The following is a 13,297-nucleotide window of genomic DNA, read 5'->3' as shown; positions in this document are numbered from 1 at the left end:
CTTGAAACCGGACGAGAGGACACACCCCATGACCGAAAGCACAGGACGCCGTCGCGTTCTCCTCAAGCTCTCCGGCGAAGCGTTCGGGGGAGGTCAGCTCGGCGTCAACCCCGATGTGGTCGGCCAGATCGCCCGGGACATCGCCGCAGCGGTGGATCGGGTGGAGGTCGCCGTGGTCGTCGGAGGCGGCAACTTCTTCCGCGGGGCGGAACTCAGCCAGCGCGGCATGGACCGCGGGCGCGCCGACTACATGGGCATGCTGGGCACGGTCATGAACGCCCTCGCCCTGCAGGATTTCCTCGAGCAGGCGGGCGCGGCCACGCGCGTGCAGTCGGCCATCTCGATGACGCAGGTCGCCGAGCCGTACATCCCCCTTCGGGCGGAGCGGCACATGGAGAAGGGCCGTGTCGTGATCTTCGGTGCCGGAGCGGGCCTGCCGTACTTCTCCACGGACACCGTCGCGGCCCAGCGTGCGCTGGAGATCGGCGCTCAGGAGGTGCTCGTCGCCAAGAACGGCGTCGACGCGATCTACACCGCCGACCCGCACAAGGACGCCACGGCGGAGCGCATCGAGCGGGTCACCTACCGCGACGCCCTGCAGCGCGGTCTCAAGGTCGTCGACTCCACGGCATTCAGCCTCTGCATGGACAATGCGATGGACATGCGCGTGTTCGGCATGGAGCCGGCGGGCAACGTCACCAGGGCGCTGCTGGGCGAGCCGATCGGCACGCTCGTCACCGCCTGAGCGCCCTGTCGCTCACGTTCGGCGTCCCTGCGCCGGATAGAATCGTCTGAAACCCCTGACCCTAAGGAGCCCTCGTGATCGCGGATGTCCTCGCCGAGACCACCGGACGCATGGCGCGTGCGGTCGAAGCTGCCAAGGAGGACTTCACCACGGTCCGCACCGGGCGTGCCAACCCGCAGATGTTCCAGAAGGTGATGGTGGACTACTACGGCTCGCCGACTCCGCTCGCACAGCTCGCGTCGCTCGCGAACCCCGAGGCGCGTTCGCTCATCGTCACGCCCTATGACAAGTCGGCACTCCGAGCCATCGAGCAGGCGATCCGCGACATGCCCAATCTGGGCGCGAATCCCACCAACGACGGCAACATCGTCCGTGTGACGATGCCGGAGCTGACGATGGAACGGCGCAAGGAGTACGTCAAGCTGGTGCGCTCCAAGGCCGAGGACGCGAAGGTCCGCGTGCGCGGCATCCGTCGCAAGGCCAAGGACGAACTGGATGCGCTGAAGGACGAGGTCGGCGAGGACGAGGTCGCACGCGGCGAGAAGGAGCTGGATGCTCTGACCCGCCAGCATGTCGACGCCATCGACGACGCCCTCAAGCGCAAAGAGGCAGAGCTCCTCGAGGTCTGATCGGCATGTCCGGCGAGAACAACTCCGAGGATCGACCTGCATCGCGCCAGCGCCGCCGGCAGGCCGGCTCGGTTCCGCCTGCCGCCTCGGACCCTCACGGGGACGACGACGTGGAGGAGCTCGACACTCCGGTACGCGGCATCCCGCGGCCGGCCTCGGCGTCTCCCACTGCCGAGCCGCTCGCCGACAACGCGTTCCCCGCGTTCGACGCCTCACAGATCCCGCCGCGCCCGCCCGTTCCCGCCACAGGCGCGACGGGGCGGGGGCCCGGCCCGATCACCGGCTCCCAGGGAGCCATCCGCGATCAGTGGCGCGCGAAGCGCGATGAGATCGAGACGCACGTCACACAGGCGCGGGACCACTTCGATCAGGCCAACGAGCGCATCAAGGAGCGCACCGGACGCAACCTCATCCTCGCGATCATCATCGGGGTGGCCTTCGGCGCCGCCCTCGTGGCGTCATTGCTGTTCGTGAAATGGCTCTTCGTGCCGATAGCACTGGCCGCCGGTCTCCTGGGCACGTACGAGCTGTCCCGTGCCCTCCGCGCCGGCGGGCGCCGCGTCGACATCGTGCCGCAGCTGATCGCCGCTGCCGGCGTGCTGTTCGCGGCGGCATCCGGAGAGTTCTGGATCAGCTGGGTCGTGCTGATCGTCGCCGTGTCGTTCATCGCCGTCTGGCGGATGGTGGCCCAGATGGTCGTGAAGGACGGCCGTACCTACGGCGACGTCCTCGCCGACGTCATCGTCGGCGCGTTCGTGCAGATCTACGTTCCCTTCCTCACCTCGGTCGCGATCATCCTGCTCTTCCAGGAGAACGGCCAGTGGTGGGTGCTGTCCTTCGTCGCCATCGCCGTCGCCGCCGACACATGCGCCTACGCCGCCGGTCTCGCCTTCGGCAGGCATCCGATGGCTCCGCGCATCAGTCCGAAGAAGACGTGGGAGGGGTTCGCGGGGGCGGTTCTCGGATCGCTTCTGGTCGGCGTGCTGCTCGCGATCTTCCTGCTGCATCTCGAATGGTGGGGCGGGCTCGTCCTCGGTGCCGCCATCCTCGTCTCCGCGACACTGGGCGACCTGGGCGAGTCCATGCTCAAGCGCGACCTCGGCATCAAGGACATGAGCTCGTGGCTTCCCGGCCACGGCGGCCTGCTCGATCGCCTGGACAGCATCCTGCCCTCCACGGTGCCGGCTCTCGCGCTCTACTTCCTGCTCTCTCCGTGGATTGGCTCATGATGACCGACGCAGACCTCGACGTTTTCCACGATCAGGGGGAGACCCCTCCGGCCTTCCCGCTGACGTCGGGACGACAGCGGGGCTATCACCGCTCGGCGGTGGATGCGTTCCTCGAAGCCGCGCGGGGCGCGTTCGAGGACGACCGTTCCGACTTCGGAGCCGCGGACGTCCGCATCGCCTCCTTCCCCCTCGTCAAGCACGGCTACGTGATCGCCGACGTCGACGCCGCTCTCGGACGGGTCGAGGATGCCTTCGCCGAGCGCGCTCGAGCGCGCGCCGTGCGCGAGATCGGCGTGGACGAGTGGGTCGCCCGCGCCAGGGAGGACGCCCAGCGGATCCTCGACCACGTCTCCCGTGCGCCGCGTCAGAGGTTCGCGCGGACGAGCGGGCTCACGTTCGGGTACCGCGTCGACGAGGTCGACCATGTCGCCGAGCGCATCGCCGCCTATCTGCGAGACGGAGACGCACTGACCGTGGATCAGGTGCGCGACGCGGCGTTCCGGATGCAGCGCGGTGGATACCGGGAGGAGCAGGTCGACGCGCTCCTGGATGCCACCGTCGAAGTGATGCTCGCCGTCCGGTGATCTTCCCGGCAGGCGAGGCTCCCATGGAGGTTTCAGATTGTTCTGCGTAGACTGATGCCCATCGTGACTCCCGATAACGAATTGATATCGTCCTCGACGCGCCCGAACGCGTCGTCCAGGGCGACGACGAATCCCTGGCGACGGCGGCTGAGCGCCGTCGGCGCGGGGCTCGCGGTGGTCGGCTTCTCCGCGGCCCTCCTCGCACCCACGGGAACGGCGATCGCCGACCCCAGCAGCACACCCGATGCGAGCCTCACCGCCTATTCGCTGGCCGCCGAGGACACGCAGAACATCACGGTGACGGTCGAGGGCGCGAAGATCGAAGCCGTCTCCCGCGGTCAGTTCGAGGTCTACGTCAAGCCGAAGCCCAAGCCCAAGCCGACCGCGCAGCCGGCGTCGTCCAAAGCGGGCTCCGGCAGCAGCGCTCCGTCGCGCCCGAAGTACAGCGGCGGCGGCTCCAAGGAGGAATGGATGACGGCGGCCGGGATCGCCTCCAGCGACTGGGCGTACGTCGATTACATCGTCTCCCGCGAGAGCGGCTGGAACCCGAACGCGACGAACAAGTCGTCCGGGGCATGCGGTCTCGTGCAGGCGCTGCCGTGCAGCAAGGTTCCCGGAAACGGCTACAACCCGGTCGACAACCTGCGCTGGGCGTCCGGATACGCGTCGGGCCGGTACGGCAGCTGGGCAGGGGCCTACAAGTTCTGGACCAGCCACCACTGGTGGTGAGCCGCACGCATGGCACGATCCCGCCGACGACGGCCTGAGCCGTCGCGAGCAGACGAGTCCTTCGATCGTCTGCTCACGGGATGGAAGCGGACGGAGACCCGCCGTGGTCACGAGTGGACCGTTCAGCCGATCTCCGCGATCCAGGCCGTGAAGGAGTACACCTGCCCGGGCTGCGGGCGCGCCATCGTGCCGTCGACGGCGCATCTGGTCATCTGGCGCGCAGACGGCGTGATGGGCGAGGCGGCGGATCTCGCGGCACGGCGGCACTGGCACACGGGCTGCTGGCGGATCGCGTGAGCGTCGAGATCCGCGGGCCCGTCCTGCTGCCGGCTGATCGCGCCCACGTCGATCTCCGCACCGCTGATGGGCTGACGCTGGTGGGCGAGCTCTCGGTACCGCGTGATCGTCCGCCGGTGGCGACACTGATCACGCTGCATCCGCTGCCCACAGCCGGCGGCTGCATGGACTCGCACATCATCCGAAAGACCGCCGCCCGGCTGCCCGCACAGGCCGATATCTCCGTTCTGCGCTTCAACACGCGCGGCACGTCCTCTCCGCGGGGGACCAGCGAGGGGGTGTTCGACGGGGGAGCAGGCGAGCAGTTCGACGTCGCCGCGGCCGTGGACTTCGTGCGCGGGCGAGGCCTGCCGCGACCCTGGCTGCTGGGATGGTCGTTCGGCACCGAGCTCGCCCTGAAGTACGGGCGCGCCCACGACGTCGAGGGCATCATCCTGCTCTCGCCGCCGTTGCATCGTGCCACCGACCGGGACGTCGCGGCGTGGCACGGGGACGAGCGCGAGGTCGTCGTCCTCGTACCCGAGCACGACGACTACCTGCGGCCCGCCGAGGCCAGGGAACGGTTCGCCCCGGTGCCGCACGCGAAGCTGATCGCGGTGGACGGCGCGAGGCACCTGTGGGTCGGCGAGAGCCAGACCCGTCGCGTGATGACCGAGATCGTCGCGGCGGTGAATCCCGCCGCGCTGCCACTGAGCACCACCTGGGACGACGGAGGGCCGGTCAGCGCTCGTTCATGCGCGGGATCAGCACCTGGCGGTAGATGATCAGGATGCTCGCGGCCACGGGGATGGCGATCAACGCCCCGAGCAGACCGAGCAGCGCGCCGCCGGAGAGGGCGGCGATCACGACGACGGCACCGGGGACCGCGACGGCGCGGCTCATGATGCGCGGCGCGAGGAGGTACGCCTCCACCTGCATGTAGATCAGGTAGTAGATCGCGGCGGCCAGGGCGGTGCCGGGCGACCCGACCCCCGGCAGCAGACAGGTCAGCACGATGATGGTGGACCCGGTGAGCGTGCCCACGAGCGGGATGAGCGAGAAGAAGAACGCGATGACCGCGAGGACGGCGGTGAACGGAGCGCCGATGATGCTCAGGTAGATGGAGCTCAGGATGCCGTTGATCACCCCCAGCGACACCTGTCCCATGACGTAGTGCCCGACCGAGTCGGTGATCTGGTCGGCGATGTCGATGAAGCGCTCGCGCCGAGAGGCCGGCACGAGCTGGTAGACGGCTCGCTTGAGCGAGGGAGTGGACGCCGTCAGGTAGATCGTGAGCACGAGCACGATGAAGGCGCCGAACAGACCCGCCAGCACGGCCCCGCCGACGACGAGCACGCCCTGACCGATCGATGCGCTCCACTCGGTGACGTTTTTCGCCCAGTCCTCCTCCAGCATCCAGTTCTCCACGTACGCGAACACCGCGTCCACCTGGAGGTTGGGGAACGTCTCGGTCAGCCACTCCCGGAAGTTCTGCACCGTGGTGTCGCCGTCCACGATCAGGGCGGTCACCTGCGAGACCAGTTGGGAGATCTGCTCGACCACGACGGGCAGCACAATGAGCACGATCACGGTGAAGACGCCCAGCACGGCGAGAATGGTGGACAGGACCGCCGCCCAGCGCGGCAGCCCGCGCCCCTCGAGGAAGGAGACCAGCGGGTCCAGCCCCAGGCTGAGGAAGAGCGCGGTGCCGATGTAGAGGATGACGGTCGACAGCGTCTGCGCGCTCGTGAGCAGCACGATGCCGAGGCCGACGCCGAGTGTGGCGACCAGCGCGGTGCGGAAGGGACTGTGGATCTTCATGCTTCTCCTGATCGGATGCGAGCAAGCCTATTGCTCCGAGCGCCGAGAGCGAGAACGCCGTGCCGCATCCGTCTGGTGGGCAACACACAGGTGCTTTGGATAGTCTGGAACGTCGAGCGGAGACCGTCGGGGATGCCCGAGGCCACGTAAGGGAGTTGATTCGTGCGATTCGTATGGGCCGTCGTGGCCTTCGTGCTGGCCACGGTTCTCATCGGAGCGGGAATCGCGCAGCGGACCATCTTCATGGGTCCGTCGGAGCTGCGGATGGAGTTGACGGTCGACGAGCCGACGCCGTACGTGCTCATCGACGCCGACGTGCTGCGCGCGCATGCCGGGCTGCAGACGCTTCTCGTGCGGGGCAAGGGCGACATCTTCGTCGCCTACGGCCGCACCGACGACATGAAGGCATGGCTCTCGGACACCGCCTACGATCGCGTGACCCTGACCAAGTCCGACAAGCCCAAGACGGCCCGTGTGGAGGCGCAGCAGGAACCGGCATCCGGCGGCGACATCTCCGGCCGGTCTCCGGTCGGTTCGGACCTGTGGCTCGATTCCTTCGCCGACGAGGACTCACTGGTCGCCGAACTGCAGCTCACCGCGGGAAACAGCGTCCTCGTCGCCCGGGACGGTGTGGAGCCCGCGCCGTCGGACGTGCTGGTGACGTGGGGACTGGACACGCGCACGCCCTGGGCGGGACCCTTGATGGCCGCCGGAGCGCTGCTGCTCGCGGTCGGCCTGGTCCTCTACGTGCTCGCGATCCGCTTCCAACGCCGCGGTCGCGGCCCGCGACGGAAGGGCCCTGGTCCACTGCCCGAGACGCAGCCGATCACGGTGCCGCAGCGCGATGAGCTCGATGACCCCGCCGACGGAGGACGCGCCCAGCGCACGGCATCCTCACGCCGTCGCCTCGCACTGGCCCTGCCGGCGTTCGCTCTCACTGCGGTGCTGGTGACAGGGTGCTCGGCTGACTCCTGGCCGCAGTTCGGCAGCAGCACGCCGACGCCCACTCCCACCCCGACCGTGGTGACTCCGGAGAACCAGAAGCCTCCGGTCATCACCGAGAAGCAGGGACAGCGGATCGTCTCCGACATCGCCGCGACCCTCGCGAAATCCGACGGCGAGCTCGACGCCGCACTCGCCGAGACCCGTCTGACCGGTGCCGCGCTGGCCGCGCGCAAGACCGAGTATGTTCTGCGCGGAAAGATCGCCGACCGCAAGGACGCACTGGTGACCCCACTGGACCGGGTCAAGATCCTGCTTCCCGAAGCCACGAGCGGCTGGCCGCGCACGGTGCTGGTTCTCACCGCGTCCGAGAAGGACGACACCAAGCCGCCGGTGCTGCTCACCATGGTGCAGGCGGACCCCTGGAGCAACTACCGGGTCTCGGAGGCCGCGGACATGCCCGCCTCCGGCAAGTTCCCCGACGTCGCGCCGGCGTGGCTGGGCACGACGCGGGTGCCTGCGGAGTCCGCGTTCCTGTCCCTGCCACCCGCTGGTCTCGCCGACGCGTTCGCGGACTTCGTCGACAACGGGGACAAGAGCGAGTTCGCGGGCCGTTTCGACGAGGCGGCGCAGAAGCTCGCCCAGTCCGTGCGCGACAGCCGGGCGGCGGTCGTCAAGGGCCTCGCGGACAAGGGCGCGGCCAAGACGACGAAGGCGGCGTTCGACATGACCGCCGGCGCGGACGAACCGCTGTCGATGGCCACCCTGGACAGCGGCGCCGTCGTGGCGGTCACCGTCGACGACAAGGAGACGATCACGCCGTCGAGTGCGGACGTGACGATCCGATTCGGTGACAACGCAGAGGCGAAGGCTCTCACGGGTGTCACCGAGTCGGCCAAGGGGGTCGAGACGACGTGGGGCATCCAGCTCTTCTTCGCCGTGCCGGCCCAGGGCTCGAACGAGCAGATCCGGCTGCTCGGATTCCATCAGGACATCCTCAACGTGAAGGTGATCAAGTGACCGATATCTCCGCCGCCGCGCTCCGCGGTGCCGTCGATCTGTCCTCGCTGCGCGGGCGTGCCGCACAGCCGACCCCGAACGCCGCCGAGGCCGCCCCGCCGACATCGGGCGGCGGTGTCGTCGTCGACGTGAGCGACGCCACGTTCGGTGAGATCCTCGAGTTGTCGCGCACGGTGCCCGTGGTCGTCGACCTCTGGGCCGAATGGTGCGAACCGTGCAAGACGCTGAGCCCCATCATCGAGAAGGTCACGCGCGAGCAGCAGGGGCGCGTCGTGCTCGCCAAGGTCGACGTGGACGCCAACCCGCAGATCGCTCAGGCGTTCCGCGCCCAGTCGATCCCGTTGGTGGTCGCCCTGATCGGCGGCCAGCCGGTGCCGATGTTCACCGGCGCGGTTCCCGAGGAGCAGGTGCGCGAGGTGTTCGCCAAGCTGCTCGAGGTCGCCGCCCAGAACGGCGTGACGGGGTCCGTTCCCGTCGACGGCGCGGATGATGCGACCGGTGGGGCGGAGGCGGAGGAACCGGCCGAGGCGCCGCTTCCCCCGCTGCACGCCGAGGCGTACGCCGCGATTGAGGCCGGCGACTACGCCCGCGCGATCTCCGCTTATGAGCGCGCGCTGGCCGAGAACCCGCGAGACGCGGAAGCCAAGGCCGGGCTGGGACAGGTGCGCCTGCTGGACCGCGTGCAGGGCCTCGACCTGCAGCAGGTGCGGGCGGAGGCGGCTGCTGCCCCTCTCGATCCCGAGGCGCAGTTCCGCGTCGCCGATCTGGACCTCGCCGGCGGGCACGTCGAGGATGCATTCGACCGTCTTCTCGACCTGTTCACCGCGGTCGAGCACGATCGGCGAGGGCCGGTGCGGGAGCGACTCGTCGAGCTGTTCGAGCTGATCGGCGCTGCCGACCCCCGCGTGGTCGCCGCGCGGACGCGCCTCGCTTCGCTGCTGTTCTGACGGCTGCGGCGTTCTCCGGGTTCAGCCCCGACTGATGGTCGGGACGTGCGGGTCGGCCTGGTGACGGAACCAGATCGTCGACAGTGCGGGGAGCGTCGCCGTGGCGATCGCCGGAGAGTCGTCGTCGTGCCTGCGCGCCTCGATGAGGCCGAGGTTGCCGTTCGCCGCGCCGCCGTACTCGGCTGCATCGGTGTTCAGCACCTCCTGCCAGGGGCCCTCGGCGGGCAGAGCCAGCCGATAGCCGGTGAGTGTGACACCCGAGAAGTTGGAGACGACCGCGAGCCGTCCACCGTGGGCGTCTCTGCGCTCGAACGCCACGACGCTGGGATCCCAGGTCGGCGCTCCCAGTCGCGTGAACGAGCGGCTGTCGTTGTCGCGCTCCCAGAGCGGCGCCTGACGGCGGTAGACGGTGTTCATCGCGCTGACGAAGTGCTGCAGCTGGGCGTGCGCCGGCTGATCCAGCAGCCACCAGTCCAGTTCGCGATCCACCGACCATTCACCGATCTGCCCGAACTCCTGCCCCATGAACAGCAGCTTCTTTCCCGGGTGACCCCACATGTACCCGAGGTAGGCGCGGACGTTCGCGAGCTTGTGATGGTGATCACCCGGCATCCGTGAGACCAGTGTGCCCTTGCCGTGCACGACCTCGTCATGGCTGATGGGAAGCAGGTAGTTCTCGCCGAAGCCGTAGACGAAGGAGAAGGTGATCTCGCCCTCGTGATGCGAACGGTGCAGGGGATCGCGCTTCATGTATTCCAGGGAGTCGTTCATCCACCCCATGTTCCACTTGAACCCGAATCCCAGTCCGGCATGGTCGGTGGGGGCGGTCACTCCCGGGAAGGCTGTGGACTCCTCGGCGATCATGACGATGCCCTTGTGCAGGCGGTAGGCGGTCGCGGTGACCTCCTGCAGGAAGCGGATGGCCTCGAGGTTCTCTCTGCCCCCGTGCGCGTTGGGCTCCCACTCGCCTGGCCTGCGGGAATAGTCCAGATAGAGCATGGAGGCCACGGCGTCCACCCGCAGGCCATCCACGTGGAACTCGCTGAGCCAGTACAGGGCGTTCGCGACGAGGAAGTTGCGCACCTCGTTGCGTCCGTAGTCGAAGATCAGGGTGCCCCAGTCCTGGTGCTCGCCGCGCCGGGGATCCGCGTGCTCGTACAGTGGACGACCATCGAATCGTGCCAGTGCGAACTCGTCCTTGGGGAAGTGACCGGGTACCCAGTCCATGATCACCCCGATACCGGCCTGGTGGAGCCGGTCGATCAGATACCGCAGGTCATCAGGCGTGCCGTACCGGCTCGTCGGCGCGTAGTAGCCGGAGATCTGATAGCCCCAGGACCCGCCGAAAGGGTGCTCGGCCAAGGGCATGAACTCCACGTGCGTGAAGCCCGTGGCCTGGATGTGCTCGATCAGCGGATCGGCCGCGTCGCGGTACGTGAGCCCTTCCTGCCACGAGCCCAGGTGCACCTCGTAGACCGACATCGGCTGCGCGACGGCATGCGTGGCGGCTCGGCGCGTGAGCCAGGCTCCGTCGTTCCAGCGGTAGGCGCTGAGGGTGACCACGGATGCCGTGGCAGGCGGCGTCTCTGCGGCCTGCGCCATCGGATCCGCCTTGAGGATCCAGTGCCCGTCTGCGGTGAGGATCTCGTACTTGTAACGGCTGCCGACGGAGACGTCGGGGACGAACAGCTCCCACACCCCGCTCGCTCCCATGGAGCGCATGGCGTGTCCCTCGCCGTTCCAGGCGTTCCAGTCGCCGCAGATGCGGACGGCCTGTGCGTGGGGAGCCCATACGGCGAAATCGACGCCGGTGTCGCCGTCGAGCACACGCGGGTGGGCGCCGAGCACCTGCCAGAGACGCTCGTGACGGCCCTCTCCGATGAGGTGGAGGTCGACTTCCCCGATGGCCGAGAGATGCCGGTACGGATCGCCCGCGATGATCTCGTTCTGACCCGCGTAGACGGTGGCGATCCGGTAGGCGGACGGAGGGCCGGAGTGGCTGCCCTCCCAGATGCCGTGCGCGACATGCTCGAGCGGCAGCCGGTCGCCGTCCAGGAAGACGGCGGTGACGGCCTCCGCGAGAGGGCGGCGGGTGCGGATCACGGTGATCGTGCGTCCTGCCGCGTCCGTCGCGGGATGCGCGCCGAGGAGCATGTGCGGGTCGTGATGCGAGCCGTTGCCCGCTCTCTGCCAGTCCTCGGAGACGGAGACATCATCGATGCGGCTCATGTTCGCTCCTTCACCTTCAGGATGTGCACCGGCTCGGCGAACGCGTCGAGTCGCACATAGTTGTGCTCGTTCCAGGTCCACGTGGCACCTGTGAGAAGATCCTCCACCTCGAAACCCTCACCGGGCTGAACGCCCCAGATGCGGGTGTCGAGATGCACGGTCGTCTCCCGCACCGAGTGCGGGTCGAGGTTCGCGACGACGATCAGCGTGTCGCTCGCCCCCGTGCCGGTGAAGGCCGCGTCGAGATGCTTCGAGTACACCAGCACGGCGTCGTCATCGCTCCAGTGGAACGAGATGTTGCGCAGCTGTCCCAGTGCGGGGTGGTCGCGGCGGATCTCGTTGAGGCGGCGCAGCAGCGGCGCCAGGGACTCGCCGCGCTCCTCGGCGCCGTCCCAGTCGCGGACCTTGAACTCGTACTTCTCGTTGTCGATGTTCTCCTCCGACCCGGGCCGTGCGACGTTCTCGATCAGCTCGTAGCCGGCGTACACGCCCCAGGTGGGTGCCGCGGTCGCGGCGATGCAGGCGCGGATGCGGTACGCCGCCCGCCCGCCGAACTGCAGGTACTCGGTGAGGATGTCATGCGTGTTGACGAACAGATTCGGCCGCATGTAGTCGCTGGTCTCCTGCGAGACGCTGGTGAGGAACTCCTCGAGCTCGGCCTTGGTGTTGCGCCAGGTGAAGTACGAGTAGCTCTGCTGGAACCCGACGGCGGCGAGTGCGCGCATCACCGCCGGGCGGGTGAACGCCTCGGCGAGGAACACGACTCCCGGTTCCGCTCGGTTCACCTCGGCGATCAGCCACTCCCAGAACTGCAGGGGCTTGGTGTGCGGGTTGTCCACACGGAAGATCTTCACCCCGAGTCCCACCCAGTGCATCACCACGCGCAGCATCTCGGCGTAGATGCCGGCAGGGTCGTTGTCGAAGTTCAGCGGATAGATGTCCTGATACTTCTTCGGAGGGTTCTCCGCGTAGGCGATGGTGCCGTCGGGCAGCGTGGTGAACCACTCGGGATGCTCGCTGACCCAGGGATGATCCGGAGAGGCCTGCAGAGCCAGATCGAGCGCGATCTCCAGTCCGTGTGACTGCGCCGCGCGCAGCAGGGCCCGGAAGTCCTTCTCGGTGCCGAGTTCGGGGTGGAGGGCGTCGTGGCCGCCGTCGGCGGAGCCGATCGCGTAGGGGGAGCCGGGGTCACCGGGCTCGGCGACCAGGGTGTTGTTCCGGCCCTTGCGGTTGGTCTCGCCGATCGGGTGCACCGGCACGAGGTACAGCACGTCGAATCCCATCCCGGCGACGCCGGGCAGTCGTTTCATCGCGGTGCGGAAGGTGCCGCTCCTGATGGAGCCGTCGCTGCGCCGCACGGCGCCCTCGGAGCGCGGGAAGAATTCGTACCAGGCGCCGACGCCGGCCCTGCGGCGCTCGACGGTCAGTGCAAGCCATTCGGTGGTCGAGCCGAGGGAGACGAGCGGCCGGTCCGCCAACGCCGCCGCGATGTCGGCATCCGTCGAGACGGCGGTGAGCGCTGCGGCGTCCGCAGCGCCCAGTCGCTTCGCCGCAGCGCGCAGCAGGGTGCGCTCCGCGGCCGGGCGGTCCTTCTCCGCGGCCGCGGATGCGAGCAGCTGCGCGCCGGCCGTGCTCATGACTTCGACATCCACGCCCGCCTCGGCCTTGACCTCAGCGGCATGCGCCCAGGTGGCGAAGTCGTCGGCGAAACCCTCGAACCGGTAGCTCCACTGTCCGACCCGGTCGAGCGCGATCTCGGTGCGCCACCGATCGGTGCCGTCCTGCAGGGGAGCGAGACGATGCAGCGATTCGGCGCCGGACGGATCGACCAGGCGCACGTGTGCGCCGATGCGGTCGTGCCCTTCCCGGAAGGCGACCACGCCGAAGGGGACGACCTCACCGGCGAACGCCTTGGGCGGGTAACCCAGCGGGACGTGGGGAGTGGGCGTGAAGAGCGGAATGCGCCCCGCTCGCGTGTCACCGGGCGAATCGGTCTCTGCGGCAGGCCGCAGAGGAATCCGGGCGGGGCTTCTCAGCGCCGCGGGTTCTTGAGCGGTTCGTGTTGCCACATCTCGAATGTACCTCTCCGCACGGTCTGCGCCAGCCCTGCACCGGGCGGGCCGCGACACCGCCCGGGCGGATCATG

The 13,297-nt window shown here is 68.7% G+C and carries 12 protein-coding genes; 9 read left to right on the top strand and 3 right to left on the bottom strand.

Features of this window, described 5'->3' with window-relative positions; genetic code table 11:
• The first annotated feature begins 28 nt into the window (after positions 1 to 28).
• From pyrH to ACFQY2_RS15790, 7 genes are all read left to right on the top strand, one after another.
• Positions 29 to 745, top strand: a complete 717-nt coding sequence (gene pyrH / locus ACFQY2_RS15820) for a UMP kinase (protein WP_378746971.1) — start codon at positions 29 to 31, stop codon at positions 743 to 745.
• Positions 746 to 819: 74 nt separating this feature from the next.
• Positions 820 to 1,374 carry a ribosome recycling factor gene (frr, locus tag ACFQY2_RS15815; protein ID WP_378746970.1) on the top strand — a complete coding sequence of 185 codons (555 nt, stop codon included), beginning with the start codon at positions 820 to 822 and terminating at the stop codon, positions 1,372 to 1,374.
• A 5-nt stretch (positions 1,375 to 1,379) separates the two neighbouring features.
• Positions 1,380 to 2,603, top strand: a complete 1,224-nt coding sequence (locus ACFQY2_RS15810) for a phosphatidate cytidylyltransferase (protein WP_378746968.1) — start codon at positions 1,380 to 1,382, stop codon at positions 2,601 to 2,603.
• Positions 2,600 to 3,187: a DivIVA domain-containing protein gene (locus ACFQY2_RS15805; protein WP_378746967.1), complete on the top strand. Its 588-nt coding sequence runs from the start codon at positions 2,600 to 2,602 to the stop codon at positions 3,185 to 3,187. The genes ACFQY2_RS15810 and ACFQY2_RS15805 overlap by 4 nt, the downstream gene beginning before the upstream one ends.
• Before the next feature lie 63 nt (positions 3,188 to 3,250).
• Positions 3,251 to 3,916: a transglycosylase SLT domain-containing protein gene (locus ACFQY2_RS15800; protein ID WP_378746965.1), complete on the top strand. Its 666-nt coding sequence runs from the start codon at positions 3,251 to 3,253 to the stop codon at positions 3,914 to 3,916.
• Between the two features lie 9 nt (positions 3,917 to 3,925).
• Complete coding sequence (locus ACFQY2_RS15795) at positions 3,926 to 4,213, top strand: hypothetical protein (protein WP_378746964.1); 288 nt, start codon at positions 3,926 to 3,928, stop codon at positions 4,211 to 4,213.
• On the top strand, positions 4,210 to 4,977 hold the full coding sequence (locus tag ACFQY2_RS15790) for an alpha/beta hydrolase (RefSeq protein WP_378746963.1): 768 nt from the start codon (positions 4,210 to 4,212) through the stop codon (positions 4,975 to 4,977). The genes ACFQY2_RS15795 and ACFQY2_RS15790 overlap by 4 nt, the downstream gene beginning before the upstream one ends.
• Here ACFQY2_RS15790 and ACFQY2_RS15785 read toward each other — a convergent pair.
• Positions 4,934 to 6,013, bottom strand: a complete 1,080-nt coding sequence (locus ACFQY2_RS15785; RefSeq protein ID WP_378746962.1) for an AI-2E family transporter — start codon at positions 6,011 to 6,013, stop codon at positions 4,934 to 4,936. The two genes, ACFQY2_RS15790 and ACFQY2_RS15785, sit on opposite strands and share 44 nt — an antisense overlap.
• A gap of 162 nt (positions 6,014 to 6,175) precedes the next feature.
• Between ACFQY2_RS15785 and ACFQY2_RS15780 the strand changes: the two genes are divergently transcribed.
• Positions 6,176 to 7,975, top strand: a complete 1,800-nt coding sequence (locus tag ACFQY2_RS15780) for a glycosyl transferase (RefSeq protein WP_378746961.1) — start codon at positions 6,176 to 6,178, stop codon at positions 7,973 to 7,975.
• Complete coding sequence (locus ACFQY2_RS15775) at positions 7,972 to 8,922, top strand: tetratricopeptide repeat protein (protein ID WP_378746959.1); 951 nt, start codon at positions 7,972 to 7,974, stop codon at positions 8,920 to 8,922. Before ACFQY2_RS15780 ends, ACFQY2_RS15775 begins: the two co-directional genes overlap by 4 nt.
• A 21-nt stretch (positions 8,923 to 8,943) precedes the next feature.
• Here ACFQY2_RS15775 and glgB read toward each other — a convergent pair whose 3' ends face one another.
• Together glgB and ACFQY2_RS15765 are read right to left on the bottom strand one after the other, a co-directional pair.
• Positions 8,944 to 11,151, bottom strand: a complete 2,208-nt coding sequence (gene glgB, locus ACFQY2_RS15770; RefSeq protein ID WP_378746958.1) for a 1,4-alpha-glucan branching protein GlgB — start codon at positions 11,149 to 11,151, stop codon at positions 8,944 to 8,946.
• Positions 11,148 to 13,220, bottom strand: a complete 2,073-nt coding sequence (locus tag ACFQY2_RS15765; protein ID WP_378746957.1) for a maltotransferase domain-containing protein — start codon at positions 13,218 to 13,220, stop codon at positions 11,148 to 11,150. The genes glgB and ACFQY2_RS15765 overlap by 4 nt, the downstream gene beginning before the upstream one ends.
• Positions 13,221 to 13,297: the final 77 nt, after the last annotated feature.

The organism is Microbacterium sp. GCM10027623 (genome assembly GCF_042666935.1).
Lineage (GTDB): Bacteria > Actinomycetota > Actinomycetes > Actinomycetales > Microbacteriaceae > Microbacterium.
This window is presented reverse-complemented; position numbering and strand designations above follow the sequence as displayed.

Excerpts from the sequence above, each read along its gene's own strand:
- pyrH (WP_378746971.1), top strand. The coding sequence starts at position 29 with ATGACCGAAAGCACAGGACGCCGTCGCGTTCTCCTCAAGCTCTCCGGC.
- ACFQY2_RS15810 (WP_378746968.1), top strand. The coding sequence starts at position 1,380 with ATGTCCGGCGAGAACAACTCCGAGGATCGACCTGCATCGCGCCAGCGC.
- ACFQY2_RS15805 (WP_378746967.1), top strand. The coding sequence starts at position 2,600 with ATGATGACCGACGCAGACCTCGACGTTTTCCACGATCAGGGGGAGACC.
- ACFQY2_RS15795 (WP_378746964.1), top strand. The coding sequence starts at position 3,926 with ATGGCACGATCCCGCCGACGACGGCCTGAGCCGTCGCGAGCAGACGAG.
- ACFQY2_RS15785 (WP_378746962.1), bottom strand. The coding sequence starts at position 6,013 with ATGAAGATCCACAGTCCCTTCCGCACCGCGCTGGTCGCCACACTCGGC.
- glgB (WP_378746958.1), bottom strand. The coding sequence starts at position 11,151 with ATGAGCCGCATCGATGATGTCTCCGTCTCCGAGGACTGGCAGAGAGCG.